We start from the raw sequence: 25,724 nt of genomic DNA, 5'->3' as shown, positions 1-25,724 counted from the left end.
CACACACTTTATTGAGCAGACCGCCCAAGTATCAGTCGATGCACAGGCGCGCCCGGCAGGAACGAGGTCTTCTCGCCATGAACCCACGCTTCATGACCGGCAAGAAAATACGGCGACAACGGATGCCCCGACTGTCCGCCCGGCATTTCGAACACACCGCTCTGCTCGCGTCCCGGCGATACGACCATGCGCTCCGATGCGCCAAAGTTCGGTGTCTGCACGCGCGGCATGTTCATGTCGCCCGGCAGCGGATCATGCGGCGCACTGAGTGAAGCCCGCGCCCACGGCAGCCACGCCGGCACGATGCGCGCAAACGGATGCTCGATCGCCGCGCGATTGCGGTCGCCCCAGCGCGCTGCGTCGATGGGCGTATTGGCGGGCAACTGCGCGATGGTGTGATCGATGCGGTCGAGCATGAACGCGCGCCAGTCCGTGTAGCCGTCAGGCACCCAAGCGTGATGCTCGGCGAGCGTTTCCATCAGCGCCACGTAGCGCGAATTGGCGGCGCGCAACCCAAGCTGCAGATTGCTATTGCCACCGCCTGGAATCGCGCTGGCGAGATCGGCGTCGAGCCGGCCAAACCACGCGTCGTACAAGCCGTTGAAAAAGCCGCGCGTCAGGCGATAACCCACGGCATCGGCATCTGCGCGCCCATTCCACGCGACCAGTTGCTGCCGGAACGCGGCTCGCTTCGGATGATCCTCTAGCGCGTTGGCATCGAGTGCATCCAGCGCCGCACGCCGCCACACTTCGATCCATTGCGCGCGGTCATCGGTCTGGATCGACAGCATCGCGTGTTCGTCGGGACTCGGTGCGGCAAGCAGATCGTCGCGAATCTGCGAGGCACGCGCACCGAGGTCCGCGCCTGCATCGCCGATCAGCGCCGCTTCGCGCGACGTGATCACGCGGTTGTTTGCCGTCCACAGCCTGCCGAGCGGCGGATCGATCCGCTTCGGATACGCTTCGGGTGGCAAGTAGCGTTGCCAGCCTTTGTAGGTGGTGGAATCGTAGGGCGTGTCGCTGTCCGGGCCGCTTTGCGCGTCGGCGGGATCGCGCTGCGGCAGCGGTCCCGCCAGCGTCCAGCCGATTTTGCCGCGCGAATCGGCCACCATAATGTTCTGCGTCGGCAGGCCGCTGGTCTGCGCGATGTGCAGCGCCTCTTCGACCGTCTTCGCCTCTTCCACCTTCTGCAGATTCACGTTGACGGCCTCGCGGTCGTACGCGACCCAGCGCAGCGCATACGCGCGCGCACCGATGATCAACTCCGGTCCCCAGCGCGTCTCGGTCACCGGGAAATCGACGCTCGCGCCACCCTTCACGTCGATGCGCTCGTGCTGAACTTCCGCGCGCGCCCACTTGCCATCGGGCGTGCGGTACTGCAACGGATCATCCGCCTTGCGATGCAGTTCGATCAGGTCGATGAAGCGCCCATAGCTGTTCGTGAAGCCCCACGCGATCTTGCCGTTGCTACCCGCGATCAGTAGTGGCGTGCCGGGCAGGCTCACGCCCGTCATCGCGTGCATCGGCAGTCCGTCGCCCGCAGGCCACATCAGCGACACGCGATACCAGATGTTCGGCAACGACAGCCCGAGATGCATGTCGCTCGCGAGAATCGCGCCGCCGTGCGCGCTATGCGCGCCATCGACCACCCAGCCGTTGCTGCCCACTGCGGCTTCGCGCGCATCGTCGGTTGAATCGCCGGCGACGCTCACGGGCTTCGGCGCGGAGAGCCAGTCGGGGCGCGTGGCGGGCAGGCGCGCCGCTTCGGCGGGCGGCGTCGACGCGTGATCGAAAGGCGCGTCCCAATGGCTCGCCGACGGCAACAGGAACGCGTACAAATCGGCGCTTACGCGGTCGCGCAACACGGCGCGCGACAGGATGCGGCGCGTCTCGGACGATTGCAGATCCAGATACATCGCGTAGACGATCAGCAGCGAATCTTCGGCTCGCCACGGCTCGGGCTTGGTGCGCAGCATCCAGTATTCGAAAGGCCGCGACGACAGCGCCGCCAGCCCGTCGTTGACGCCCGCCGTGTAGCGTTCGAGCCGCTGCCGCTGATCGGCAGGCATGCTCTCGGCGACCGCGTGCGCGCGGGCGCGAAACCGGTACAGCCGGTTACGGCGGTCGAGATCGAGTGCGTTCGGGCCGACCAGCGCCGACATCTCTCCCGCGGCGACACGCCTCAGCAAGTCCATCTGCAGGAAGCGCTCCTGCGCGTGCAGGAAACCCGTCGCGTAGGCGACATCGTCGCGGGTCGCGCCGTGGATGGTCGGCACGCCAAGCGCATCGCGCTCGATGGTCACCGGCGCCGACAGCGACGGCGCACTATGCGTGCCGTCGAGTTGCGCGAGGCTGCCGCGCAACAGCAGCCAGCCGCCGAGCAGCGCCGCGCACAGCAGCGCCACGGCGAGGCCCGCCAGCACGAGCACGGCAAGGCCGACGGTTCGACCGATCGATCTGGTTGACGACTGACTTGAGACGGCAGGACGACGGCTCATCGTTCGGGATTCGAGGTTGGTCAGGGAATCGGGACGTCCGGGCATTGTGCACGAAGCCGTTTACACGCTCACATTCGAATGTGAAGAAAATCGCTCACATCCAACATTCTGGAATATTAATCCAGTATGCTAGATGCCATGGACATCAACACTCTGATTGCGCGCCGTGTGCGCGAACTGCGCGACCATCATGGTCTGTCGCTGGAAGCGCTCGCCGAGCGCAGCGGCGTAAGCCGCTCCAACATTTCGCTGATCGAGCGTGCGCAGAGCAGCCCGACGGCGGCCGTGCTCGACAAGCTCGCCACTGCGCTCGGTGTCGCGCTGGCGTCGCTGTTCGAAGCGCCGGCTGAATCCGAGGAGGCGCCGTCACCGCTTGCGCGCACCGCCGATCAGGCGGTCTGGACCGATCCCGCGTCCGGCTATGTGCGGCGCAATCTGTCGCCGGCGCTGCCATCGCCGATTCAGTTAGTGGAGGTTCACTTCCCCGCTGGACAGCGTGTGGCTTATGAAACAGGTGAACGGGATGCCGAAATCCATCAGCAGATCTGGTTGATCGAAGGCGTCATGGAGATCACCGCGGGCTATCAGCACTGGCGGCTGGAAGCGGGCGATTGCGTGGCGATGCGTCTCGATTGCCAGACCGTGTTCCACAATCCGGCGCGCAAAGCGGCGCGCTATCTGGTGGCGTTGTCCACCGTGCCGTTTTCACCCCTCAGGAGAAACCCATGATCGACGCAGCGATCCGCGTGCGGCGCGTCGCGGCGCACGAGGCCGCGCAGTGTGTCGACGGTCTCGCCGATGTGCTGATCGACTGCGTCGCGGGCGGCGCTTCCGTCAGCTTCATGTGGCCATTGCCGCGCGATAAGGCCATCGCGTTCTGGCAAGGCGTGGCGGCGGGCGTCGAACGGGGCGAGCGCGCGTTGCTGATCGCGGAAGACGCGGACGGGAACATCGCCGGCACGGTTCAGCTCGTGCTCGCGCAGCCCGACAACCAGCCGCATCGCGCGGACATCGCGAAAATGCTGGTGCATCGCCGCGCGCGCCGGCGCGGCGTCGCGCACCAGCTCATGGCCGCCGCCGACACCGTGGCGCGCGAAGAAGGCAAGCGCGTGCTGGTGCTCGACACCGTGACGGGCGGCGACGCCGAGCGCGTGTACGAACGCGCCGGCTGGCAGCGGGTTGGCGAAGTGCCCGACTATGCCCTGATGCCCGATGGATCGTTTTGCGGCACGACGTTCTATTTCAAGCATCTTTGAGGCGGCTTCGCCCCCGCCGTCGCCCCTGCCAGAAAGAGATGACTTTCGACAAACGTTTGCGGTTTAGGGAAATCAGCCCTCAACCTTTTCCGCAACACGCCGTTATCGCTAGAGCATTCCCAATTTCGAGCAGGCGACATGGCCAAAACCATTCCTTTTCCCGGCAGCAACCAGGCAGCGCGCGCGCGGCAGGCAAAGGCATTGCTGCTGCCCATCCCGCGCAGCATGGCCGTCGAGCTGATTCTGCCCGTGCACATCGCGCTAGACGCGCTGCGCCGCGGTGCAGGCAGCATGAGCGCCGCACAGACGCTCACCCAGACAATGTTGCTGACAGGCTTCCTGTGCGACCTCGGTTACGGTGAGATGACCTACGAACAGCTGCGCACCGCTGATCAGGCGCTCGCCGTCACCTTCGAGCGCGGCCGGGCAAGCGACGTGTGGTGTCTCGACGACGCGCATGTCGAGCTGTTCTCGCACATCGTCAGCACGTACGACGCGCAGCTGCAGCGTGCGCCGCTCAGTTCGCTGACGGACGCGAGCGCCCGCCTCGACCGCATCATGGCGAACGGCGACGCCCAGCCGACCCTGCGCAAGCAGGCGTAACGGCCAGGGGACATCGGCTCCCGAAAGTCCTCACCGTTGTCGACGCGCGTGATATTGCGCGTCTGCCTGTGCCGGCACACATCGCTTCGCAACGCGAAGCGGGCTCCGGGCAAGCACAGCATCAAACAGGCATTGCCTGTATCCTCTGCTGTACCCGACGCACCGCCTCAGCGGTGGACGTTGCCCGACAGTGGAGAGCCTTCATGACAGACGACAAGCGCAGCCCCGAGGACATCGATCCCGAGCTGCTCGAAGTGGCGCGCGAAATTTTCGACGCAGCCCGGCGTGGCGAAGCGAACATGCTCGCAGCCGTCATCGAGAAAGGCGCACCGCCGAATCTGCGCAACGAGAAAGGCGACAGCCTCGTGATGCTCGCCGCCTATCACGGTCATGCCGACGCTGTGCGCGTGCTGCTCGAACGCGGCGCCGACGCGAACCTGCGCAACGACAACGGACAGACACCGCTTGCAGGCGCCGCCTTCAAAGGTTTCAAGGAGGTCGTGGAGACCTTGCTCGCGCATGGCGCGGACGTCGAAGGTGCATCGCCGGATGGACGCACTGCGTTGATGGTCGCCGCGATGTTCAATCGCACGGAAATGGTCGAACTGCTGCTCGCGCATGGTGCGAATCCCGATGCGCGCGATGCGAACGGTGTGTCGGCTGCCGACGCAGCGGCGCGCATGGGTGCCCCTGAAACCGCTGCGCTGCTCGCGAAGAAGGCGGGCGCATGACGCTGGAAGGCAAGACAGTTGCTGTCGTTGCGCCGGCGGGCGTGCCCGATATGGAGCATGTCGAGCAGAGCATCGCGCTGCTCGAAAGCTGGGGGCTGCGCGTGCAGGTCGGCGCGCATGTGCGCGATCGCTTCCGCTATCACGCGGGCAAGCATGAAGACCGCGCCGCCGATCTGCATCGCGCGCTGACCGATCCTGATGTCGATATCGTGTGGGTCGCGCGCGGCGGCTACGGCAGCATTTACACGCTGCGCGCCGTACCCGAAGCCGTGCCGTGCGAGAAAACACTGGTGGGCTTTTCGGACGCGACGGCATTGTTCGGCGCGCTGCACGGCATGCCGGATGTGCGCGTGATCCACGGTCCGACCTTGAACGGACTCGCGATCAAACATGACGATGCTTCGCGCGCCAGCGTGCTCGCCGAGTTGCGCGGAGAGCGCGCGGCGCCCGTGGCACTGCAGCGTCTACATGATTCTTCGGATACACGCCGCGTAGAAGGACATCTGGCGGGCGGCAATATCACCGTGATGGCGAGTCTCGCGGGCACGCAATGGCAGGCGCGCTGCGACGGCGCCATCGTGCTGCTCGAAGACGTCACCGAGCTGGCTTACCGGATCGACCGCAGCATCATGCAGTTGCGTGAAGCAGGCGTGTTCGACGGCGCGCGTGCATTCGTGCTCGGCGATTTTATCCGCTGCCCGTTGCCGCAAAACGCAGACTTCACGCTCCACGACATGCTCGTCGATCTGCTGAAACCCTATAACGTACCGATTTATGCAGGCTTCCCGATCGGCCACGGCACGCAGAATCATGCGTGGACGTACGGTGCGCCTGCAGCGCTCGAAGGCGATCAGCTGGTACGTTAGCGCGCCAGTTGCGCGATGATGCGCTGGATCGTGTCGATGTCGGGCACGTCGATTTGCAGCGCGTCGCGTGCGCACCAGGGATACGGCAAGCGGCTGGCCCAGCGCAACAGGCTGTCGGCTTGCGTCGCCGGCAGCGTCGTCATCGCTTCGATCGTGATGTGCAGCCGCGTCACGCGCGACGATTGCGCATCGCCCGCCCAGTCGTAACGGCCATAGCCGACGCGCGCTGCACCCGTCGCCTTCTCCGTCATGCAAACCAGCCAGTCGCATGAAAACATGCGCTCGCCTTCGGCAGGCACCGCGCCGACGCAGAACGTGTAGATGTTCTCGTACTTCAGCGCGAAGTCGCTGACCAGCACCGACGCAATGGCATCGCGCCCGTGCGTTTCCTGCGGAAACGTGATGGCATCCGTTTTCACCGTCATTGCCAAAGATGCATCTGGCGCGAACGCATCGGCCAACAGGTGTGGACGATTGCCGTCCTTCGCCAATATGTAGGATTCGATCGAGTCTTTGAGTTCGGCCATTTTTTGCGCGCTCATGTCATGAGCCGAACAGTCTAAGCGCTGCGCGTGATTACGCTTCGCTTGCCCTTGATCGCGGGCGGGCTTCTGACGTTTTCACGCATGCGACGCGCATTCTTTGCACTTCGTAACGAAACGGCGTTGCGCACGATGCGCATTGCGTCCGACAATGCCTGTTCGTACGCGCGTCACCGCCAGCGTGCGCATCCCACAGTTCGAACACGCGCCCTCGATGAACTCCCGCTTCGCCAGTCTCACGCGCATCCCCTCTTTCATGCCGCTTGCCGGTGCGACGCTGATGCTAGGCATCGCGATGTCGTTCACCGCGCCGTATCTGTCGCTGTTCGGCGTCGAGCAGGCGGGCATGACGCCCCTGAAGCTCGGTCTGTTCATGACCTTGATCGCGGCGAGCGGCGTGATTGCGAGCGCATGGGCGGGCAAATGGTCCGATAAACACGGGCATCATCGCGGATTGCTGCTGGCGGCACTGATCGCGGCATCGCTTGGTTTTCTGCTGCTTTGTTTCGTGCGCAACTATCCGACGCTGCTTGCCATCGGCGTCGCGTTTCTCGGTGCGGGCGGCTCGGCGATGTCGCTGGTGTTTTCGTTTGGCCGCGCGGCGCTGCCCGTGCATGACGAAGCAGAGCGCTCGTTTGCGCTTGCGACACTGCGCACGGTGCTATCGATGGCGTGGGTGTTCGGGCCTTCCGTCGGCGCGCTAGTGCTGGCGGGCGCGGGCTTTTACGGGCTGTTCCTGTTTGCGGCTGCGTGCTTCGCGGCATGCGGTGTGATCGTGTGGCGCATGCGCGAATCGCCTGCCGGCGACCCACACAGCGCGCCGAAGCACTATGCAGGCGATCCTGCTTCGTCGCTCGAAGTGACGACCGTCACCGAACCTGCCGAACCCGCGGAATCTGCAGAAGCCGCCGAACCTGCCAAGGCGCCGCCGCCTTCGCCAACTCATGCGCCCGGCACGCAGCGGCAAATCTGGCGCTCAGTCGTCGCGCTGACGCTGATCGGTCTCGCCGCAAACGCGACGATGATCGTGTTGCCGCTCTATGTCGTGCATGGCCTGAAAGGCACGCGGCTCGACGTGTCGATCATGCTCGGCCTCGGCGCCTTCCTCGAAATCCCGATGATGCTTGCGCTCGGCGCGCGCGGCTCGACGCTCAACAAACTGCGCTGGCTGGCTGCGTGTGCGGCGGTACACGTCGTGTATTTCATTGCCGTCGCGGCGGCGGGCACGATCAACGTGCTGATCCCCATGCAGGCATTCAATGCGTTCGTGGTGGCCGTCACGTCGTGTCTCGGCATGACGTACATGCAGGATCTGATGCCGCGTTCGCCTGGCGCGGCGACGGCGCTGTTCTTCAACGCGTCGCGGGTTGGGTCGATCCTGTCGGGCGTGTTGTCGGGTGTGCTGGTGGCGGGCCTTGGCTATCGCGGGACGTTTCTGGTGTGTGGATGCCTCGCGCTCGGCTCGCTGATCCTGTTCGCCGATCCACCGTGGAAACGCATTGCGCTGCGCGTGCGCGACTGGTGGGAGGATTGGCGGCATCCTGGGCAGTGATCTCGGCGGCCATAACGGAAAGCCCGATCCACGCTCAACAGACGATCAAGCCACGCATTGCATAACCGGGCGCTGCAGGCCACCTCTCCGCTCCCGAAAACCCTCACCTTTGCCTGCACGCCCGCCACCGAGCAAGTCCAACCGATGACAAGTAGAATCAGATAGAGCCCACTGCGGTGAGGTCCGGCAGGACGCACAGGCTCAGCAGTCGACCCGTACCAGGGATACCAGCACGAAAGTCCGGCACGCAGCCTCCCAGCGCGCGCCCTTTCCGCCGCAAGGAGATCTCATGAAGGTGCTCGCTGTTCACCCCAGTGGCCTGATGTACACGCGTGTGTATCTGCGGCTCGAGCCGCTCGGACTCGAAACGGTCGCCGCCGTGATACGCGAAGCCGGCCACGATATCCGCCTGATCGACCTGCAGGTCGAATCCCATCACGCACTGCACAAACTGGTCCGCACGTGGCGACCCGACGTGGTCTGTTTCTCGGGCAACTATCTCGCCAACATTCCCGAAATCATCGATTTGTCGAAATCGATCAAGGCATTGTTGCCGGGCTGTTTCGTGTTCGTCGGCGGACACAGCGCGTCGTTCACGGCGAAAGACATGTTGCGGCATGCGGACGGCGCGATCGATTGCGTGCTCAAGGGCGAAGGCGAAGCGAAAGTGGTCGAGCTGCTCGCGGCTGTCGCAAACAAGGACAACCTGCTGCGGATTCCGGGCGTGACCACCCGCGACGGCGAAGGGCCGCCGCCCGGCTTCACCGAAAGCCTCGACCAGATCCGCCCCGCCCGCGATCTGCTGCGGCACCGCCGTAAATACTTCATCGGCGTGCTCGATCCCTGTGCGTCGATTGAATTTGCGCGCGGCTGTCCATGGGATTGCACGTTCTGCAGCGCGTGGACGTTCTACGGACGCAGCTACCGCTCGCGCAGCCCCGAAGTGGTCGCCGACGAACTGGCGTCGATCCGCGAGCCGGGCGTGTTTATCGTCGATGATGTCGCGTTCGTGCATGCCGATCACGGCATGGCAATCGGACGCGAAGTGGAGCGGCGCGGCATTCACAAGAAGTACTACCTCGAAACGCGCGGCGACGTGCTCCTGCGCAACAAGGAAGTGTTCGAATACTGGCGCACGCTTGGCCTTCAATACATGTTCATCGGCCTCGAGGCCGTCGATGCAGAAGGGCTGAAGGCGTTCCGCAAGCGCATCAACGTGGACAAGAATTTCGAGGCGCTCGCGTTCGCGCGCTCGCTCGGCATCACGGTGGCCGTCAATCTGATTGCCGATCCGGACTGGGATCACGAACGCTTCGAGACGATCCGGCAATGGTGCCTGGACATTCCCGAGATCGTGAACATCAGCGTGAACACGCCGTATCCGGGCACGGAAATCTGGCTGCGTGAGGAGCGGCCGCTGACGAGCCTCGATTACCGGCTCTACGACATCCAGCACGCCGTGCTGCCGACGAAGCTGCCCTTACCCGAGTTCTACGGCGAACTGGTGCGCACGCAGCAGGTGCTCAACCGCAAGCATCTCGGCTGGGGCGCGCTGTATCGCGCGGCGGGCGAAGCCGCTTCGCTGCTGATGCGCGGGCAAACCAACTTCGTGCGCATGCTGTGGCGTTTCAACTCGGTGTTCAATCCGAATCTGCAACTCAGCGATCACGCGCGCGAAGTACGCTACGAGATGACGCCGCCGCCCGCGCAGCGGCCAGAACAGAGCAACGTCAAGGTGCTGTACGTGCATGGCCCGACAGGGCGCAAGGGCCGCAAGATCGACGATGCCACCGAAACGTTCGTCGACGAGAGCCGCATGGGAGCGGGCCGATAACGCGCGGGACGCTTCTTCGGAGTTGGTTCAGAACGATTCCTTGAATGGTCGCAGATCGAGTTCGTGCGTCCATGCCGATGGATGCTGCATATGAAGCTGCCAGTACGCTTCAGCGATCGCGTCGATATTCAGCAGACCGTTTTCGCCGCGCTCGGCGGCGGCTTGCGGACGCCGGCTGTGCACGCGCTCACCGTCGATGCCACCATCGATCACCACGTGCGCCACATGCAGCCCAAGCGGGCCGAATTCCCGCGCCATGCTTTGCGCGACCATCCGAAGGCCTGCTTTCGCTGCGGAGAAATGCGCGAAGCCGGGCTTGCCACGCAGACTCGCCGACGCACCCGTGAAGATCACCGTGCCGCGTCCTAGCGGTGCGAGACGCCGTGCGGCTTCACGTCCGACCAGGAAGCCACCGACGGGCCCCGAGCGCAGAAAGTCCAGCATCTGCGCTTCCGTCAGGTCGCGAAACGGCACCTGGAGGTTGTTGCCGACGTTGTAGACGACAAGAGACGGCACGTCGATCGCGTCAGGCGGCGCCATCGCCTTGTCGTAAAGACGCATGATGTCCGCTTCCGACGCACCGTCCATCACGAACGACTCAGCTGATCCACCTCGGCTGACGATATCGTTCGTCACACGGTCGAGCTTTGCCTGCGTGCGTCCCGCGACATAAACGTGATACCCATTCGCGGCGATCTTCCTGCACAACGCCGCACCCAGACCCTGTTCGGCACCTACGCCGATCACCAATGCGCTGCTCTGTTTCATCGTTTGCCTCCGTAGTCCTGTTGCGCATGTCGCGCAGGAATCGTCGAGTGATTATAGGCAGCGGATTCTCGCGGCTGCTGATGGACTGCCCGCTCGCGCCAGCACGTCCATTCCGATTCGATGCTCGCGCAGTCCCGAAACGCCGCTGACAAAAATCATTGTAGGCAGCCTGTTTTATCGTCAATCTCACGTTCGCGCGATGCTGCTCGCGCTGCTTAGCTTTTCGATTTGCATGAAAACCATTACGCGTCTCTACCGCTTCCGGATCGCTGGCGTCCTGTTCGCCAGCGTTGCTGTGCTGACTGTGCTCGCAAGCTGTGGCATGGCGGGTCTTTCAAGGCTCGACGGATATATGAATGCGCTGTACTGGGGAAACATGCTGCCCATCGCGCGGCTGAACGAACTGCGCGCTGCAGCACTCGATGCACGCCGTGAATTCTGGAAGGCCACTCATTTCCGCGATCCCGCAAGGACGGCCGCCTCGCTGAAAGTCGTCAAGGCAGACACCGTGCGAATCGACAAGGCATGGAGCGAGTATTACCCGACCGGCGTAAGCGGCACCGATGAAGCGCGCCTCGCAGACGAACTGGCAAACAACCTGCCGAAGTTCTACGCGATTCTCACCAGGGCGATCACGCTTCTCGAACATGGCGACTACGCAGCAGCCGCACGATGGGTCGACGACAACATCGACTATCTGAACCGTTTCGATTCGTTGCTTAGCCAATGCATCGATACCAACACGAGGCAGGCAACCGAACTGACTCATAGCAGCGAATCCACTTTTCGCCTCATGTTTCTGGCGACATTCGCGTGCATCGCGCTCTGTGTGATGGGCGCGGTCGGCGTATCGATCTGGGTCCTGCATCAGCGTAACGGTGCGTTGAGCGAATCGCGCTACCACTCGTGGCTGGCCAATCGCGTGTTCGATCTGACGCTGGATGGCGTGATGATCACCGACTCGGCCGGCAACATCGAACGGGTCAATCCTGCTTTTACGCGCGTCACGGGTTACACGCAGGAGGATGTGCAGGGACGCAATCCGAGGCTGCTGAGTTCAGGCCGCCAGTCGGCGGAGTTCTATCGCGCGTTCTGGCAAAGCCTGAAAGATGCGGGCCACTGGCATGGCGAAGTATGGAACCGCAAGAAGAGCGGCGACATCTATCTGGAGTCGCTGTCCATTGCCGGCGTGCAGGGACGCAATGGCCGCTATACGCATTACGTCGCGATTCTCAGCGACATCACGCAGCGCCATCGGCATGAAGAACATCTGCGCAATCTCGCTACGCACGACGTGCTGACCGGTCTTCCCAATCGCGTGCTGCTCGACGAGCGCCTCAAACATGCGATCTCGCGCGCGAGGCGCACGGGTACACATATCGCCGTGATGTTCGTCGATCTCGACGGCTTCAAGGCAATCAACGACACGCTCGGCCACTCTGTCGGCGACGACGTGCTGAAAGCCGTCTCCGAGCGGCTTGCGCACGGTGTGCGCGAAAGCGATACGGTCGCGCGTCTGGGCGGCGACGAGTTCGTCGTGATTCTGGAAGACATGCGCAACGTGCAGCAGGTCGAGCCGGTCGCGCGAGCGCTGCTCGATGTGGTCGGCAGGCCGATCGTGATCCACGGCGATACCGTCGGCGTGACGGCGAGCATCGGCATTAGCCTCTATCCCGACGATGCCGACAATGCAGAACAGTTGCTGCTGCACGCCGACCGTGCGATGTATGTCGCGAAAAAGATGGGCAAGAGCGACCTTCGCTTTGCCCGGCCGATCAAGCCAGCCGACGATCCCGCTTCATCCGGCGCTTTCGCGTGTTAACTCCTGCCCTACGGTTCGGGATTGTCGAGGTCCGATTGAACCACCGTTTCGCCATGACGTTGCGCGGCCTCGCGAGCAAGGTCGCCGTCGACGAATGGGCCGATGTCGGGCGCACCCGTAAATGGGAACAGCAGGCGGCCGTCCGTCTTGCGCACGACCTTGAGCTGACCCATGTATGAACCGTCCGTGGTGCGTCGGTAGGTCGCGTAAATCTGATAGTCCTCTGTCGACTCGGGTTTCGAGGCCACAGCATTGCGTGCTTTCGGGAAAATCATCCGTGGCCTTGTCATGTTGCAGCTCCCTTGCTGTGGATGCCGGACTCGCGCTTTTGCCGGCAAACCGGTTGGGTTACCGCATTTGCTCGCGGGCTGAGTGTGCGTTGCGAGCGAATGCGGGCGAAGTTGCGGAGCGTGTCGGACCTGGTGGTGCGTCGGCTTGCCCGCACGGCAAAATTTGCCGCCGACGCATCACCTGCAATCAAAACGGTATTCACGACCGGCGTCCGCTTTCAGCGTTCTGACGTTCTGAGAATCGTTCAGCAAGCGACGTACCGCTTTTTCGGCGAGCGCTTCATGAACGTGCTGCAAGCCGCGCGCACGGCCGATTTCGCAACGGCTGGCGGGCGCAGGAACGACGCGTGCTCGAAGAGATTACGGAGGCGAATGGCCTGTTCACAGACAAGGAGAGCGTCATGCCACTGAAACGCGGCACATCGAAGGAAACCATCGGTCACAACATCAAGACCGAAAAGAAGGCGGGCAAATCGCAGAAGCAGTCTGTCGCGATTGCTCTGAATCAGGCTCGCAAGTCAGGCGCGAAGATACCGAAGAAGCATCACCAGTAGCGGTTCCCCTTGCGGCTGCGCGGCAAGATGTATCCGCGCATGATGTCTCGCACCATGTCTGTCTGCACCGCAATCTAATGGGTGCGCTCTTCGTCGTACTCTGGTCGCACGCCCTGCGGCAGCCACGATTCCTTGTGCTTGCACCAGAGTTCGTACGCTGGCTCGAACAGCGCCGTCTCGTCGAACGCACCGAGCGGTATCGCGATCTCGTCGCGGTCGGCGTACATCATGTACGCCACCGATCCACACAGCGGACAGAAGTGCCGCCGTCCCTGCTCCGAGCTTTGCCACTCGCGTGTGTTGCCCGCCATCGTGACGGCGCCGCGCTCGAAGATCGCGTACGACCCGAAGGCCGACCCGTGCACCCGTCGACATGTCATGCAGTGACACATGCCGACGCGAATCGGCGAGCCGCTCGCGCGAAACCGCACGGCACCACACGCGCATCCACCTTCGTACGTTATCTGCTGGTTCATTGCTTGCCCCTTTATCAAGCTGTGCATGACCGACACGCAGGGAACATACCTACCCGATCCCCACAAATCGGGAGCGTCGCTGCAGGCACAAGCCTATACTTGTCGGATAACTGCGTGTCTGCGTTTGCCAGAACGACAGCACGTTGCAAATCCAACTTCATCGAGCACCATGAGCGACGGCATCGAAAGCGCCCGGAAGGCGGGTGTACTGCGTACGGACGATCTGAAGGATCGTCCGGCGCGCAAGCCTGATCACGCCGCCGAAGTCCGCACGCTCGTCACCGTCGCCGGCGCGCAAACGGGACGCCGCGACACCTTGCTGCAAGCCATCGCCAATGCAGCGCTTGGCGCATGTGGCGCAGGCAGCGCAGGCATCAGCCTTCTGGAGACCACACCCGAAGGCGAGCCAGTCTTTCGCTGGCGCGCGGTCGCGGGTGCGTGCGCTGCGTTCGAGGGCAAGACAACCGCGTGGGCCGAATGTCCGTGCGGCATGACGCTGGAACTCGGCGCACCGCAACTGTTCGTCGAGCCGCATACCTTTTTCAAGAGCTTGCGCGATGCGGGCGCGTCGATGACAGAAGGCATCGTCACGCCGATCCCCATTCGCGGCTCCGAATCGAAGCAGCTCGGCGCGATCTGGGTCGCCTCGCACGATAACCATCGTTTCGATAGCGAAGATGTGCGCCTGCTCGGCAATCTCGCCGTGCTTGCAGGCGCGGCGCTCACGCTGCTCGACGCGCAACAGGCAGCCGAAGCCGAAACCGCCGTGGCTGAGCAGGCGCAGCGCGCACTCGAAGACGCTGCGCACCGGCGCGATGAATTCATCGCGATGCTGGGCCACGAGTTGCGCAATCCGATGGCGCCCATCGACAGCTCCATCGCCGCGCTCAAGCTGCTATGTGCAGGCGAGGAGCAAGCCACCGATGTCCTCGCGATCGCGCAGCGGCAGATGCGCCAGTTGCGCACACTCGTCGACGATCTGCTCGACGCCGCGCGGCTGCGGCATGGCAAGCTCGCGATCCGGTACAGCCGCACGTCACTGAATGAAATCGTCTACGACGCGATCACAGCGCTCAAGCATCACATCGACGCACGCAAGCATCGGCTCGTGATCGAAGGGCTGGACCAGCCGCTTCATGTGCGCGCCGATCATGTCCGCCTGAGCCAGGTGGTCGGCAATCTGCTGTCGAACGCGGCGAAGTACACGCCGGCGGGCGGCACGTTGCGTCTTGCTGTAGAAGTCGACGCGGACAGCATGGTGTCGATCGTTATCGAGGACAACGGTGTGGGTATGAGCCGCGACGCCCTTGAACATGTCTTCGAGCTGTTCGCGCAGTCGCCTTCGAGCATGCGCCGTTCGGAAGGTGGGCTCGGTATCGGACTCGCAGTTGCCAAACGGCTCATCGAACTGCATGACGGCACGATCTCACTCGAGAGCCAGGGCGTCGGTCAGGGCGCACGCGTCACGCTGCGCCTGCCGATACTCGATCGCGAGCCGCATCTGGCGCGCGAGGCAAAGTCCGCAGCGAGCGCCGCGCCGAGCCGCATCCTGCTGGTGGACGACAACGCCGACGCGCTCGATGCGCTGCATCTGCTGCTCGAACTCGAAGGCCACCAGGTGATCGTCGCGCGCAGCGGCCGGGATGCGCTGCAGGTCGCGGCGAAAGCATTGCCTGAAGTGGGCATCATCGACATTGGCATGCCGGAGATGGATGGCTTCGAAGTGGCCCGCGCGATCCGCGCAAACGAGACGATCGCGCACATGTTCCTGATTGCGCTCACCGGTTATTCATCCGAATCGGACAAGTCGCGCGCGCTCGCAGCGGGCTTCGACTATCACCTGACCAAACCCGTCTCGCTGGAGCGGCTCGCCGATGTGCTCTCGCATCGCGACGGCAGAACCATCAGCGGTCTTGTCTGAACCTGGCGCGCACGCGCTAAAGGTGAGCCTGATCGCGTGCATCGCGGTCACTTTTCCAGGGTCCCGCAAACCCTCACCATTGCCGGTCGCACGCCTCGCAAAGCATCTTTGATGTCTCCCGCAAACCCTTATGCATCAAGGGTTTGCGCGAGGCTTCGGTGCGCGTTCCGCAGGCTTTTCGCTCACTCCCGAATCGTCTCACCTTTACGCGGCGCGACCTGTTCGCCGCAGGCTTCGGTTCGCATACCCAGGTAACCCACGGCTTCATTCGGAGCGCGGTCGATGCCATGCATTTCTGTTTGGACCTCATGCTAAATCGTTGATTTACCAGGGTTCTGCATTCGCTCATCATGTCTTCAGTCCATCGCATCCCACTTTCGCCGGAGCACATCATGTCCATGCAAGCCCTCGTTCTCAGCCAGTACAAAGGCCCTCTCGTACCCACGACATTGCCCATCCCCGAACCGGCGCGCGGCGAAGTGCTCGTGCGGATTCACGCAAGCGGCCTCAATCCGCTCGACACGAAGATTCGCGCAGGTGCCGCCGCGCATGCGCGTCATCCGTTGCCGCTGGTGCTGGGCATCGATCTCGCGGGCGTGGTCGTCGGGCTCGGTGCGGACGTGACGCGCTTCAAGGTCGGCGACGAGGTCTACGGGATGACGGGTGGCGTCGGCGGCATTCAGGGCTCGCTTGCGCAATACGCTGCTGTCGATGCGCAATTGCTCGCACACAAGCCGTCCAGTCTGTCGATGCGCGAAGCCGCCGCGCTGCCGCTCGCGTTCATCACGTCGTATGCGGGCATCGTCGACCGTGCGCGGCTACAGGCTGGTCAAACCGTGCTGGTGCAAGGCGGTGCGGGTGGTGTAGGACATGTGTCCGTGCAGCTGGCGCGCGCGCTCGGCGCGAACGTTTACGCAACAGCGAGCGCGCGCGATCACGAGGTGGTCGCACGCTTCGGCGCCACGCCGATCGATTACGCGACGCGCACAGTCGAGCAATACGTCTACGACATGACGGCAGGCGAAGGCTTCGATCTCGTCGTCGATACCGTCGGCGGTGCGACGCTCGACGCGTCGTTCGCGGCGGTCAAACACTTCGGGCATGTCGTGAGCGCGCTCGGCTGGGGCACTCATGCGCTCGCGCCGCTGTCGTTCCGCGAAGCCACGTATTCCGGTGTGTTCACGCTGCATCCTCTGCTCACCGGCAAGCACCGCGCGCACCACGGCGAGATGCTCGTCGAGGCAACACGGCTCGCCGAGCAAGGCAAACTCGTGCCGCATCTCGATGCGCGCCGCTGGGATCTGGCCTCGGCAGAACGTGCGTACGATGCGATCACGGAGCGCACCGCTCGCGGCAAGATCGTCGTCGAGATCGATTGAACGCGCCGGCTCGGCTCACACGTTCAAGAGTTTTTCGATCACGACGTCGAGCAAGGCCCGCAAACGCGCGAGGCGTTTGAGGTCGCGATGATAGCCAAGCCAAACATCGCGGCCCGGCGGCGCTTCGCCCAGATCGATGCGCCGCAGGTTCGGCGTGTTATCGCCGAGTGGGCACGGCAGCACCGCGAAGCCGCCGCCTTCGGCGCACATGCGCGCCTGCACGCCGCGGTTGTTGCTGGCGTAAGCGACGTGCGCGTTTGGCAGCATCTGGCGGATCCACGCGACGTCGGGCAGTTCGCCGAACGCGCTATCCATGGTGATCAGCGACTGGCCCGCGCCATCACCGCGCACGGGCGCAACAAGATCGATGCGCCCATAGAGCGCGTAATCCATATGCATCAGCTTGCGCTGCACGACGTCGGGTTCGTCGAACGGGGTGATGCGAAAAACCAGGTCGGCTTCGCGGCGCGCGAGATTGTAGCGGCGCGTGTCGGTGATCAGTTCGATCGACATCTGCGGATGCCGTGCAAGAAACCCGGCAAACACGGGCGTCAGCACGTGAATGCCGTACCAGTCCGATGACGAAACGCGCAAACCACCCGTTAGTTGCTGTTCGTTGCCCGCGAGCGACCGCATGAATCCGTGCGCTTCCTCTTCCATGCGCTCGGCGTAAGTCAGCACGGCATGGCCTTCGTCGGTGAGAACAAAGCCTTCGGAGGTACGTTGAAAGAGCGTATGACCAATCACCTCTTCGAGCGCTCGCAGACGCCGACCCATGGTCGGCTGCGTCTGCCCGAGTTCGCGCGCGGCCGCGCCCAGCGTGCCGCAGCGAGCGACCGCGAGGAAGATGCGCACGTCGCTCCAGTCCAGTTTCGAATCGTTCATAGACGCCTTCAGCCGCCTTGCAGAGGTCGCATTGCCTGCGATTATGAACGGCGCGAGCGGGCTTGCGGTGAATGCGTCGCTCGCTGGCTTTGCACGTTTGTATCGCAATGGTGAGAGGTTTCGGGAGCACGCTGGATGCGCATTCTGAGTCCCGCAAACCCTCACCTTTGATGCTTTTGCGTCGTGTCCGACAAGACTCGCGGCTCGTTCCCAAGCCCTTTTCCAGGCTTTATCGCAGGCGTTTCAGGCTTGAGGTGATGCACGAATTGTGTCGATGCCTCACCAGGCGCCATGCTCCCGAAAAGCCTCACCCATGACGACAAGTGAAGCACGCTCAGAACTTCATCTTCACCTGAAAGCCTATTGTGAACGGCAGATTATCGGAAGGAATGGGCGGAATCAGGATGATGTTTGCGCCGACGCGCTTGTAGTCGAGCATCACGATCGGCGCGGCAACCGGTCCGACGGTGTGGTTGCGGCCGAGTCCCCAGTCGCCGTAGTTGTAGCCGGAGATGATCCCCGCCATCACGGCAAGACGAACAAAGCCCCAGTGCACGAACTCCGGCGCCCACACGCCACCGCCGTAGTACGACGGACGGCGCAGAGAATTGCGGAAACCGCCTGCCGTCACGGCCCATTGCCCGTTGAGCCAGCATTCGACGCCAAGTCCGGGATTGAACTGCTCGAAGTGGGTGCCGGGATCGGGATCGATGTGATACGAGCCGAGCATCGCGTCGACCCATATGCCGCCGCCGCACCAGTCGGCCGCCTGCGCGCCCGATGCCCCTGTCAAACCGATGCCTGCTACCGCTGCCGCCACGCATGCTCGACGAATCTTGTTCTTGATCTTTCCAAACGGCATGTGCTCTCCGCAACCGGTCGCGTGCCGGCGTCTGAATGTCGCGATTTGTGTCGAATTGCTCCCCAGTCGCGCACTGTACCCCACAAAACCTGCAGCGGGATGGAGTGTGCGCTCGGAACGACAACGCGCCTTGAGACGGCAACGATAACGAAGCAACGATTGCAGCTTGGTGAACGCACCGCGCGTGCGTTCACCGTGGAGATGCGCGCGTGATGCGCGACTTGTGTGCGGCTTGTGTCCGACTCGTGCGCGAGGATTACAGGCCGAGATCCGACAGGCCCGGATGATCGTCAGGACGGCGGCCGAGCGGCCAGCGGTACAGGCGATCTTCTTCGCGAATCGGCTTGTCGTTGATGCTGGCGTGGCGATAGGCCATCAGTCCGTTCTCGTCGAACTCCCAGTTCTCGTTGCCGTACGAACGGAACCAGTTGCCGGAATCGTCGTGCCATTCATAGGCGAAGCGCACGGCAATACGATTGTCCGTGAAAGCCCACAGTTCCTTGATCAGTCGGTAGTCGAGTTCCTTTGCCCATTTGCGCTGCAGGAACGTGACGATTTCCGCGCGTCCCTGCGGGAAATCCGCACGGTTGCGCCATTTGCTGTCCGGCGTATAAGCAAGCGACACGCGCTCGGGTTCGCGCGTGTTCCAGGCATCTTCAGCGGCGCGCACTTTCTGGATGGCCGTCTCGCGCGTGAAGGGCGGGACGGGAGGACGTCTTTCGATTTCGGCCATGATGGTTCCTCGTTGAACTGCGTCAGGTGGACGCTCGCGCGGTTGGCGAGCGGGTGTTTGCACGGGTGGAATCAAGCAGATGTCCGGCTGCGGCACGGGCGTCGAGCGCGGCATCGGCGTCGCCGCTGACCAGCGCGACGCCAATCGCGCCGTCGATCAGAATCAGCCATTGCCGCGACAGCCGCGCCGCGCGCCGGCTGTCGCCGCCTGTCGATGCAACGTATTCATCGCATTGCGCGCGCACGAATTCGAGCAGCCGCTCCTTGTGCTCGCGCGCGACGACGCGAATGGGATCGTCAGGCGAAGCGATCTCGCCTGCGGCGTTCAGGAACGCGCAGCCGTGAAAATCGTCCGACACGAACCATTCACGCAATACGTCGAACATGGCAAGCAGGCGCGAGCGCGGCTGCTTGCCGCGACGCAACGTGCCTTCGATAAACCAGTTCATCCAGCGTTCGTCGCGCCGTTCGAGCGCGGCTGCGACCAGCGCATCTTTCGATTCGAAATGCGAGTAGAAACTTTTGCGCGCGGTGCCGGACAGACGGACGATCGCGTCGACGCCCGTAGCGTGGATGCCGCCCGCGTAAATCAGCGCTTCCGCTGCGTCGAGCAGGCGTTCGCGTGCGCTGCCCGTGATGTCGTCGAGAGTAGCCATGCGCGAAGGGTAGAACGATCATTCTCCTTCGTCAAGTTTTCGTTGCGTGTGCGCCCGCTTCGCATTGGCTGTTGCTTTGGCGCGGCATGGATTATCGTGTGGGGGGAATCGTTCAAAAGGATGAGTGTCATGCGCATCGTTTTTCGCCGTGCGGTATCTGTCTCTGCCGTCGCAATCGCGCTTGCGACGGCGCTAGGCGCATGCACGCCGTTGCAGGTCGTCACGCACACCGTCACGCAGACGGAAACGCGCGTGCCGGCCGGTCAGTACAAGCTCGACCCGCATCACACGAGCGTGGTTTTCAACATCGATCATCTGAAGTTCTCGCACTTCACGATGCGCTTCGACCGTGTCGCGGGTGAGATCGACTGGAAGGCGGGCGGACTCGATACGAGTCAGGTCGAGGTGACGATCGACGCGGCGAGCATCGATACGAACGTGCCGTTGCTGGACAAGATGGTGAAGGGATCGGACATGCTCGATGTGGAGCGTAATCCGCAGATCCGCTTTGTCAGCACGCGTTTCGAACGCACGGGCGAAGCACGCGGCAAACTGACGGGTGATCTGACGATACGCGGCGTCACGCAGCCCGTGACGCTCGATGTGACGTTCAACGGCTACGGCAACGATCCGCTGACGAAAGCCGATACGCTCGGCTTTTCAGCGACTGGCCAGTTCAGCCGTTCGAAGTTTGGTCTGACGACGTGGTATCCCGCCGTGGGCGACGAGATTCACGTCATCATTCAGACGGAGGCCGCGCGGCCTCCTGCGGGTTGAGTTTTTACTGCGCGATCAAACGGTCCAGTCGAGAATCACCTTGCCGCTTTCGCCCGACAGCATCGTGGCGAAGGCTGTTTCGTAATCGTCGACAGCGAAGCGGTGCGTGAGAATCGGCGAAAGATCGAGTCCGCTTTGCAACATCGCAACCATCTTGTACCAGGTCTCGAACATCTCGCGGCCATAAATACCCTTGATTTCAAGGCCTTTGAAGATGACCTGATTCCAGTCGATGGCTGTTTGCGCCGGCGGAATGCCGAGCAGCGCGACCTTGCCACCGTGGTTCATCGCTTCGAGCATCGACGTGAATGCGCTCGGCACGCCCGACATTTCGAGGCCCACGTCGAAGCCTTCCGTCATGTGCAGATCGCTCATCACGTCGCGCAGCGATTCGCGCGAGACGTTCACCGCACGCGTCGCGCCCATCTTGCGCGCGAGTTCGAGACGGTAATCGTTGACGTCGGTGATCACGACGTTGCGAGCACCCACGTGCTTCGCAATCGCCACGGCCATGATGCCAATCGGCCCTGCGCCTGTGATCAGCACGTCTTCGCCGACCAGATTGAATGACAGCGCGGTGTGCGTCGCGTTGCCGAACGGATCGAAGATCGCGGCGAGATCGTCGGAGATTTCGGGCGGAATCTTGAATGCGTTGAAGGCGGGAATCACGAGATATTCTGCGAATGCACCTTCGCGATTCACGCCGACACCGACCGTGTTGCGGCACAGATGACGACGTCCCGCGCGACAGTTACGACAGAATCCGCAAGTGATATGTCCTTCGCCCGACACGCGATCGCCGATCGCAAAGCCGCGCACTTCCTGACCCATTTCGACGATTTCGCCGACGTATTCATGGCCGACGTGCATCGGCACAGGAATGGTTTTTTGCGCCCAGTCGTCCCACTTCCAGATATGGATGTCGGTGCCGCAAATCGCCGTGCGCGTGATGCGGATCATCACGTCGTTGTGGCCCACTTCGGGTTTCTTCACACGCGTGAGCGTCAGGCCCGGTGCGCGTTCGAGTTTTGCCAGTGCTTTCATTGTTGTGGATACCCCGTTTCAGATCACGCCAAGCGAACGGCCGACACGCGCGAATGCGTCGACGGCACGATCGATCTGTTCTGCCGTGTGCGCGGCGCTCATCTGCGTGCGAATGCGCGCGCGGCCCTTCGGCACCACGGGATACGAAAAGCCGATCACGTACACACCTTCCTTGAGCAACGCGTCGGCCATGTTCGATGCGAGTTGCGCGTCGCCGAGCATCACGGGAATGATGGGATGTTCGCCGGGCACGAGCGTGAAGCCGTGCGCGCTCATTGCCTGACGGAAGTGCGCGCCGTTGGCTTGCACGCGTTCGCGCAATTGCTTGCCTTCATCGCTGGCGAGCAGTTCGAGCACTTTCAGCGATGCAGCGGCAATGCTCGGCGTGAGCGTGTTCGAGAATAGATACGGACGCGAGCGCTGACGCAGCAGATCGACGATTTCCTGACGCGCCGCCACATAACCGCCCGATGCGCCGCCGAGCGCCTTGCCCAGCGTGCCCGTGATGATGTCGACGCGATCGAGCACGCCGCAATGCTCGGGCGTGCCGCGTCCGTGTTCGCCGATAAAGCCGACGGCATGCGAATCGTCGACCATCACCAGCGCGCCGTAACGATCCGCGAGATCACAGATGCCCGCGAGATCGGCGATGATGCCGTCCATCGAAAACACGCCGTCGGTGGCGATCAGCTTGAAGCGCGCGCCTGCCGCGTCGGCTTCGCGCAGCCTCGCTTCGAGATCGGCGAGATCGTTGTTCTTGTAGCGGAAGCGCTTTGCTTTCGACAACCGCACGCCATCGATGATGCTCGCGTGATTCAGTTCGTCGCTGATGATGGCGTCGTTGTCGTCGAGCAGGGTTTCGAACAGACCGCCGTTTGCGTCGAAGCAGCTCGAGTAGAGAATGCAATCGTCCGTTTTCAGGAATGCGGACAGCGCGCGTTCGAGTTCCTTGTGCACCGTCTGCGTGCCGCAGATAAAGCGCACCGACGCCATGCCGAAGCCATCCGTGTCGAGCCCTTCTTTCGCAGCGGCGATCAGGCGCGTGTCGTTCGCGAGGCCGAGATAGTTGTTCGCGCAGAAGTTCAGCACTTCGGCGCCACTCTCCAGACGAATATCCGACGATTGCTGGCTCGCGATCACGCGCTCAGTCTTGTGAAAACCATCGGCGCGAATCTGGTCGAGCGTGCTGCGCAGATGCGCGAGAAAGGGGTCACGCATGAAACGGCTCCTTGAGTGGCCGGCTTTGCAGCGCACCATGCGGCGCAGCGGCCTGTTATAGTCGGCTTGTGTTTTATCGGAAATATTCGTTTTTTCGAACCAAAGTTCGATATGTCGAACAACTCTAATCGATAGGTCAGGAAATGGCAAGTTCGGGAACGCGCAGAAGTTCGTCGAATACGGCGGCGACGGCCGCGCAGTCGATATCGGCGCCGCCTCGCGTCGGCGAGCAGATTCAACGCTTGCGCAGCGAACGCAAAATGACGCTCGACGATCTGTCGCGCGCGGCGGGCGTGTCTAAATCGATGTTGTCGGAAATCGAACGCGACAAGGCCAATCCGACGATTGCCGTCGCGTGGCGGCTGACTAACGCGTTAGGCGTGAGTCTTGACTCGCTGTTCGCGCCGCAAAAGGCGCCGGATCCGATTGCGGTGTCGGGTCCACATGAAATTCCGACCCTGAGCGGGCATGAAGCGCGCTACCAGTTGCGTGTGTGGGGTCCGATCGAGCTCGCCGGCAAGTTCGAATGGTACGAACTGACGCTGCAACCGGGCGGTGCGCTGGTGTCGAGTGCGCACGAGCCAGGAACGCGCGAGCATCTGACCGTATTGCACGGTTCGATTGATATCGATGCGGCGGGCACCACGCGGCGCCTGAAAGCCGCCGACACCGCCCGATATGTCGCCGACGAGCCGCATGCAATTCGCAACGCCGGCAAGGGCGAAGCGAAAGCATTGCTCGTGGTGATACACGGCTAGGTGGAATTGCCGTTCTTCGGCGCATCTCCGGGTTGCAGCCAATACTGTATGTTTGTACAGTATACGCAGTCCGACGGAGCCGAAGAATGAATGAGTTGAACAACGAACAGGATCTGGCTGCGCTGCGCTTCAAGACCGCGGCGCGTGACCTCTCACACATCGTCCGGCACATCGCGGCACGATACATCGTGCAACAGGTGCCACTCACCTGGCGGCTTCTGCATGCAATCGAAGCAGAAGCGCTCGCGGATCTCGGCTTTGCCAGCCGGCACGATCCCTTCATGCTCGGGCTGTTTCAACGGCCCGGCGATTTTCAGTTCCCTGAAACCGACGACCCAGTAAATTTCGGCCAGTCGAATGCGCTGCCGGCTGTGTTTGCGTTCGCTGTCGCGGCTTATGACGAAGCCGAGAAAACGAAGACCACCGGTAAAAGGCAACCGGTGGTGAATCGTGATCGAAGCACAGGAAGGGCGTGGGGCGGGTGATCGTCACACGGTATCAAGTGCCGCCTGCGTCCACGCGAATGAGGCGGGCAGCGAAAGTTTATGAGCGTAAAGTCGGCGCGGCAGTCACGGCCTTGTCAACGCCCACTCGCGCTCGACTAGAATCACTTTTGTGCAACTAACGGAAAGACAGGATATGGTCTCCTCTGATCCCGTTGGCTCGACTGGTACACCCACCACAACGGACTTGTTCGACCGCGAACGTCAAGACTGGCTGATCGACCCGCATGCAGCGTTCGACGCCTGGCTTGCCGGGCAGAACTTTCGTAACTCATCTGCGGACGTGTATCGCGCGCAATGGGGATTGTTTCTCGAATGGTTGAACGCGCGTCATAAAAACCTCGTGACGGTGGACATGCGTGCAATCGCCGATTTCGTCGGCGGTTTGTCGATTCGCAAACCACAACGTGCCCGATATCTCCGCCTGATCGAGCGTGTGCTCGACCATGTACGCGAGATCGAACTGGCATCGACGAATCCGGCACGCTTCATTGCTCAGGATGGCGAAGCAGAATGGCGCAATGCACGCGACAACGAGCCGACGGGATTTCTCACTGTCGCGGAACGCAACGCGTTGGTCGCCTATCTTCTGTCGCCGCTGACGAACCTCACGGCAGCGCAGCGTTGGCGTGAACGCCGCGATCGTGCCTTGATTGCTGCCTTTCTTGGTGGCGGCATCAAGACAGGTGAAGCGCGAACGCTTTCGCTCAGATGCATCACGCCCGGTTCACCGTGGGTGGTCATCGAAGACGCCAATCCGCTGTTCACACGTAGAACGCGTCTCGCGCCATTTGCCGTATCCGTATTCGATGCATGGCTCGACGAGCGTACGCAGGCAGAACTCCCCGGCGAGTTGGTGTTCCCCGCTTCGCCATCGGGACGCCCGATGCACAAGGCGACCATGCTTCGCGCCGTCGATGCGCTGACCGAAGCGGCTGGCATCAGTCAATCGCGTGAAGCGCGAGCCAGTCCGCATACCTTGCGTAATTCGTTCGCCGCCGATCTGTTCGAAAGCGGGGTAGAGCCTGAAGCCGTTGGGCAGTGGCTTGGATTCGCGCAGCCGGTGTCGGCGAACCGCCTGCATCGCGCCTGGAGGACCTGGTTCGAACAGGAGCAGTTCGACACAGAAATGGCACTAGCTCAAGCGCCGGTCGCTTCCAGTTATCCAGACGGTGCGCGGGACGCCAGCTGACGGTC

The 25,724-nt window shown here is 62.6% G+C and carries 26 protein-coding genes; 15 read left to right on the top strand and 11 right to left on the bottom strand.

Annotated elements, in window-relative coordinates; translation table 11 throughout:
- Positions 1–8 precede the first annotated feature (8 nt).
- Positions 9–2,498 (bottom strand): penicillin acylase family protein, encoded by a 2,490-nt coding sequence (locus DK391_RS02970; RefSeq protein ID WP_109476503.1) that lies wholly within the window; start codon positions 2,496–2,498, stop codon positions 9–11.
- A 138-nt stretch (positions 2,499–2,636) separates the two neighbouring features.
- Between DK391_RS02970 and DK391_RS02965 the strand changes: the two genes are divergently transcribed.
- The 5 genes from DK391_RS02965 (at position 2,637) to DK391_RS02945 (ending at position 5,954) form a co-directional block, all read left to right on the top strand.
- Complete coding sequence (locus DK391_RS02965) at positions 2,637–3,227, top strand: XRE family transcriptional regulator (RefSeq protein ID WP_109476502.1); 591 nt, start codon at positions 2,637–2,639, stop codon at positions 3,225–3,227.
- Complete coding sequence (locus DK391_RS02960; RefSeq protein WP_109476501.1) at positions 3,224–3,754, top strand: GNAT family N-acetyltransferase; 531 nt, start codon at positions 3,224–3,226, stop codon at positions 3,752–3,754. Before DK391_RS02965 ends, DK391_RS02960 begins: the two co-directional genes overlap by 4 nt.
- Positions 3,755–3,892: 138 nt before the next feature.
- Positions 3,893–4,357 carry a hypothetical protein gene (locus DK391_RS02955; RefSeq protein ID WP_109476500.1) on the top strand — a complete coding sequence of 155 codons (465 nt, stop codon included), beginning with the start codon at positions 3,893–3,895 and terminating at the stop codon, positions 4,355–4,357.
- A gap of 203 nt (positions 4,358–4,560) precedes the next feature.
- Complete coding sequence (locus tag DK391_RS02950; RefSeq protein ID WP_109476499.1) at positions 4,561–5,088, top strand: ankyrin repeat domain-containing protein; 528 nt, start codon at positions 4,561–4,563, stop codon at positions 5,086–5,088.
- The gene (locus DK391_RS02945) at positions 5,085–5,954 is read left to right on the top strand and encodes an LD-carboxypeptidase (RefSeq protein WP_109476498.1); all 870 of its coding nucleotides are present in this window, start codon (positions 5,085–5,087) and stop codon (positions 5,952–5,954) included. Before DK391_RS02950 ends, DK391_RS02945 begins: the two co-directional genes overlap by 4 nt.
- Here the strand turns inward: DK391_RS02945 and DK391_RS02940 are convergent.
- Positions 5,951–6,496 (bottom strand): hypothetical protein, encoded by a 546-nt coding sequence (locus tag DK391_RS02940; protein ID WP_239482684.1) that lies wholly within the window; start codon positions 6,494–6,496, stop codon positions 5,951–5,953. The two genes, DK391_RS02945 and DK391_RS02940, sit on opposite strands and share 4 nt — an antisense overlap.
- Before the next feature lie 214 nt (positions 6,497–6,710).
- Here DK391_RS02940 and DK391_RS02935 point away from each other — a divergent pair, with 214 nt between their 5' ends.
- Together DK391_RS02935 and hpnR are read left to right on the top strand one after the other, a co-directional pair.
- A complete protein-coding gene (locus DK391_RS02935) occupies positions 6,711–8,048 on the top strand; it encodes a sugar efflux transporter (RefSeq protein ID WP_109476496.1) in 1,338 nt (445 codons plus the stop codon).
- A gap of 289 nt (positions 8,049–8,337) precedes the next feature.
- Positions 8,338–9,882: a hopanoid C-3 methylase HpnR gene (hpnR, locus tag DK391_RS02930; protein WP_109476495.1), complete on the top strand. Its 1,545-nt coding sequence runs from the start codon at positions 8,338–8,340 to the stop codon at positions 9,880–9,882.
- A 27-nt stretch (positions 9,883–9,909) separates the two neighbouring features.
- Here the strand turns inward: hpnR and DK391_RS02925 are convergent, their stop codons facing one another.
- Positions 9,910–10,650 (bottom strand): SDR family NAD(P)-dependent oxidoreductase, encoded by a 741-nt coding sequence (locus DK391_RS02925; protein WP_109476494.1) that lies wholly within the window; start codon positions 10,648–10,650, stop codon positions 9,910–9,912.
- A 232-nt stretch (positions 10,651–10,882) separates the two neighbouring features.
- Here DK391_RS02925 and DK391_RS02920 point away from each other — a divergent pair, with 232 nt between their 5' ends.
- Complete coding sequence (locus DK391_RS02920) at positions 10,883–12,472, top strand: diguanylate cyclase (protein WP_109476618.1); 1,590 nt, start codon at positions 10,883–10,885, stop codon at positions 12,470–12,472.
- A gap of 8 nt (positions 12,473–12,480) precedes the next feature.
- Here the strand turns inward: DK391_RS02920 and DK391_RS02915 are convergent, their stop codons facing one another.
- Positions 12,481–12,762, bottom strand: coding sequence for a DUF6723 family protein (locus DK391_RS02915; protein WP_109476493.1), 282 nt, complete (start codon positions 12,760–12,762; stop codon positions 12,481–12,483).
- Positions 12,763–13,163: 401 nt separating this feature from the next.
- Between DK391_RS02915 and DK391_RS44760 the strand changes: the two genes are divergently transcribed.
- On the top strand, positions 13,164–13,316 hold the full coding sequence (locus DK391_RS44760; protein WP_167538882.1) for a DUF6496 domain-containing protein: 153 nt from the start codon (positions 13,164–13,166) through the stop codon (positions 13,314–13,316).
- 74 nt (positions 13,317–13,390) lie between these two features.
- On the opposite strand, the gene DK391_RS02905 is transcribed toward DK391_RS44760, so the two are convergent.
- Entirely contained in the window at positions 13,391–13,792 is a 402-nt protein-coding gene (locus DK391_RS02905) for a GFA family protein (RefSeq protein ID WP_109476491.1), read from the bottom strand.
- A 169-nt stretch (positions 13,793–13,961) separates the two neighbouring features.
- On the opposite strand from DK391_RS02905, the gene DK391_RS02900 reads away from it, so the two are divergent.
- Both DK391_RS02900 and DK391_RS02895 read left to right on the top strand, forming a co-directional pair.
- On the top strand, positions 13,962–15,713 hold the full coding sequence (locus DK391_RS02900) for an ATP-binding protein (protein WP_109476490.1): 1,752 nt from the start codon (positions 13,962–13,964) through the stop codon (positions 15,711–15,713).
- Positions 15,714–16,105: 392 nt separating this feature from the next.
- Complete coding sequence (locus DK391_RS02895) at positions 16,106–17,092, top strand: zinc-dependent alcohol dehydrogenase family protein (protein ID WP_109476489.1); 987 nt, start codon at positions 16,106–16,108, stop codon at positions 17,090–17,092.
- A 15-nt stretch (positions 17,093–17,107) separates the two neighbouring features.
- Here the strand turns inward: DK391_RS02895 and DK391_RS02890 are convergent, their stop codons facing one another.
- The 4 genes from DK391_RS02890 to DK391_RS02875 all read right to left on the bottom strand — a co-directional run bounded on the left by DK391_RS02890 (position 17,108) and on the right by DK391_RS02875 (position 20,227).
- Positions 17,108–17,977 (bottom strand): LysR family transcriptional regulator, encoded by an 870-nt coding sequence (locus tag DK391_RS02890; RefSeq protein ID WP_109476488.1) that lies wholly within the window; start codon positions 17,975–17,977, stop codon positions 17,108–17,110.
- Positions 17,978–18,311: 334 nt separating this feature from the next.
- Positions 18,312–18,839 (bottom strand): hypothetical protein, encoded by a 528-nt coding sequence (locus tag DK391_RS02885; RefSeq protein WP_109476487.1) that lies wholly within the window; start codon positions 18,837–18,839, stop codon positions 18,312–18,314.
- Between the two features lie 256 nt (positions 18,840–19,095).
- Positions 19,096–19,572, bottom strand: a complete 477-nt coding sequence (locus tag DK391_RS02880) for a nuclear transport factor 2 family protein (RefSeq protein WP_109476486.1) — start codon at positions 19,570–19,572, stop codon at positions 19,096–19,098.
- A gap of 22 nt (positions 19,573–19,594) precedes the next feature.
- Positions 19,595–20,227 carry a TetR/AcrR family transcriptional regulator gene (locus DK391_RS02875; protein WP_109476485.1) on the bottom strand — a complete coding sequence of 211 codons (633 nt, stop codon included), beginning with the start codon at positions 20,225–20,227 and terminating at the stop codon, positions 19,595–19,597.
- Between the two features lie 129 nt (positions 20,228–20,356).
- Here DK391_RS02875 and DK391_RS02870 point away from each other — a divergent pair, with 129 nt between their 5' ends.
- Positions 20,357–21,004, top strand: coding sequence for a YceI family protein (locus tag DK391_RS02870; RefSeq protein ID WP_109476484.1), 648 nt, complete (start codon positions 20,357–20,359; stop codon positions 21,002–21,004).
- Between the two features lie 15 nt (positions 21,005–21,019).
- Here DK391_RS02870 and tdh read toward each other — a convergent pair whose 3' ends face one another.
- Positions 21,020–22,048: an L-threonine 3-dehydrogenase gene (gene tdh / locus DK391_RS02865; protein WP_109476483.1), complete on the bottom strand. Its 1,029-nt coding sequence runs from the start codon at positions 22,046–22,048 to the stop codon at positions 21,020–21,022.
- Between the two features lie 18 nt (positions 22,049–22,066).
- Positions 22,067–23,266, bottom strand: coding sequence for a glycine C-acetyltransferase (locus DK391_RS02860; protein WP_109476482.1), 1,200 nt, complete (start codon positions 23,264–23,266; stop codon positions 22,067–22,069).
- 143 nt (positions 23,267–23,409) lie between these two features.
- Between DK391_RS02860 and DK391_RS02855 the strand changes: the two genes are divergently transcribed.
- The 3 genes from DK391_RS02855 to DK391_RS02845 all read left to right on the top strand — a co-directional run bounded on the left by DK391_RS02855 (position 23,410) and on the right by DK391_RS02845 (position 25,719).
- Positions 23,410–24,024, top strand: a complete 615-nt coding sequence (locus DK391_RS02855; protein WP_109476481.1) for an XRE family transcriptional regulator — start codon at positions 23,410–23,412, stop codon at positions 24,022–24,024.
- A gap of 86 nt (positions 24,025–24,110) precedes the next feature.
- Positions 24,111–24,509, top strand: coding sequence for a DUF2471 family protein (locus tag DK391_RS02850; protein ID WP_109476480.1), 399 nt, complete (start codon positions 24,111–24,113; stop codon positions 24,507–24,509).
- Positions 24,510–24,663: 154 nt separating this feature from the next.
- Entirely contained in the window at positions 24,664–25,719 is a 1,056-nt protein-coding gene (locus DK391_RS02845) for a tyrosine-type recombinase/integrase (protein WP_109476479.1), read from the top strand.
- Positions 25,720–25,724: the final 5 nt, after the last annotated feature.

The organism is Paraburkholderia sp. C35, assembly GCF_003121405.1.
Classification (GTDB): Bacteria; Pseudomonadota; Gammaproteobacteria; order Burkholderiales; family Burkholderiaceae; genus Paraburkholderia.
Note: the sequence above shows the minus strand (reverse complement) of the source record. Positions and strands in the feature narration are given on the sequence as shown.

Coding starts and splice junctions, on each gene's coding strand:
- DK391_RS02885 (WP_109476487.1), bottom strand. CDS start 18,839: ATGCCGTTTGGAAAGATCAAGAACAAGATTCGTCGAGCATGCGTGGCG.
- DK391_RS02955 (WP_109476500.1), top strand. CDS start 3,893: ATGGCCAAAACCATTCCTTTTCCCGGCAGCAACCAGGCAGCGCGCGCG.
- tdh (WP_109476483.1), bottom strand. CDS start 22,048: ATGAAAGCACTGGCAAAACTCGAACGCGCACCGGGCCTGACGCTCACG.
- DK391_RS02900 (WP_109476490.1), top strand. CDS start 13,962: ATGAGCGACGGCATCGAAAGCGCCCGGAAGGCGGGTGTACTGCGTACG.
- DK391_RS02855 (WP_109476481.1), top strand. CDS start 23,410: ATGGCAAGTTCGGGAACGCGCAGAAGTTCGTCGAATACGGCGGCGACG.
- DK391_RS02925 (WP_109476494.1), bottom strand. CDS start 10,650: ATGAAACAGAGCAGCGCATTGGTGATCGGCGTAGGTGCCGAACAGGGT.
- DK391_RS02905 (WP_109476491.1), bottom strand. CDS start 13,792: ATGAACCAGCAGATAACGTACGAAGGTGGATGCGCGTGTGGTGCCGTG.
- DK391_RS02870 (WP_109476484.1), top strand. CDS start 20,357: ATGCGCATCGTTTTTCGCCGTGCGGTATCTGTCTCTGCCGTCGCAATC.
- DK391_RS02970 (WP_109476503.1), bottom strand. CDS start 2,498: ATGAGCCGTCGTCCTGCCGTCTCAAGTCAGTCGTCAACCAGATCGATC.
- DK391_RS02950 (WP_109476499.1), top strand. CDS start 4,561: ATGACAGACGACAAGCGCAGCCCCGAGGACATCGATCCCGAGCTGCTC.
- DK391_RS02960 (WP_109476501.1), top strand. CDS start 3,224: ATGATCGACGCAGCGATCCGCGTGCGGCGCGTCGCGGCGCACGAGGCC.
- DK391_RS02935 (WP_109476496.1), top strand. CDS start 6,711: ATGAACTCCCGCTTCGCCAGTCTCACGCGCATCCCCTCTTTCATGCCG.
- DK391_RS02880 (WP_109476486.1), bottom strand. CDS start 19,572: ATGGCCGAAATCGAAAGACGTCCTCCCGTCCCGCCCTTCACGCGCGAG.
- DK391_RS02875 (WP_109476485.1), bottom strand. CDS start 20,227: ATGGCTACTCTCGACGACATCACGGGCAGCGCACGCGAACGCCTGCTC.
- DK391_RS02850 (WP_109476480.1), top strand. CDS start 24,111: ATGAATGAGTTGAACAACGAACAGGATCTGGCTGCGCTGCGCTTCAAG.
- DK391_RS02915 (WP_109476493.1), bottom strand. CDS start 12,762: ATGACAAGGCCACGGATGATTTTCCCGAAAGCACGCAATGCTGTGGCC.
- DK391_RS02940 (WP_239482684.1), bottom strand. CDS start 6,496: ATGAGCGCGCAAAAAATGGCCGAACTCAAAGACTCGATCGAATCCTAC.
- DK391_RS44760 (WP_167538882.1), top strand. CDS start 13,164: ATGCCACTGAAACGCGGCACATCGAAGGAAACCATCGGTCACAACATC.
- DK391_RS02860 (WP_109476482.1), bottom strand. CDS start 23,266: ATGCGTGACCCCTTTCTCGCGCATCTGCGCAGCACGCTCGACCAGATT.
- DK391_RS02920 (WP_109476618.1), top strand. CDS start 10,883: ATGAAAACCATTACGCGTCTCTACCGCTTCCGGATCGCTGGCGTCCTG.
- DK391_RS02890 (WP_109476488.1), bottom strand. CDS start 17,977: ATGAACGATTCGAAACTGGACTGGAGCGACGTGCGCATCTTCCTCGCG.
- hpnR (WP_109476495.1), top strand. CDS start 8,338: ATGAAGGTGCTCGCTGTTCACCCCAGTGGCCTGATGTACACGCGTGTG.
- DK391_RS02945 (WP_109476498.1), top strand. CDS start 5,085: ATGACGCTGGAAGGCAAGACAGTTGCTGTCGTTGCGCCGGCGGGCGTG.
- DK391_RS02845 (WP_109476479.1), top strand. CDS start 24,664: ATGGTCTCCTCTGATCCCGTTGGCTCGACTGGTACACCCACCACAACG.
- DK391_RS02895 (WP_109476489.1), top strand. CDS start 16,106: ATGTCCATGCAAGCCCTCGTTCTCAGCCAGTACAAAGGCCCTCTCGTA.
- DK391_RS02965 (WP_109476502.1), top strand. CDS start 2,637: ATGGACATCAACACTCTGATTGCGCGCCGTGTGCGCGAACTGCGCGAC.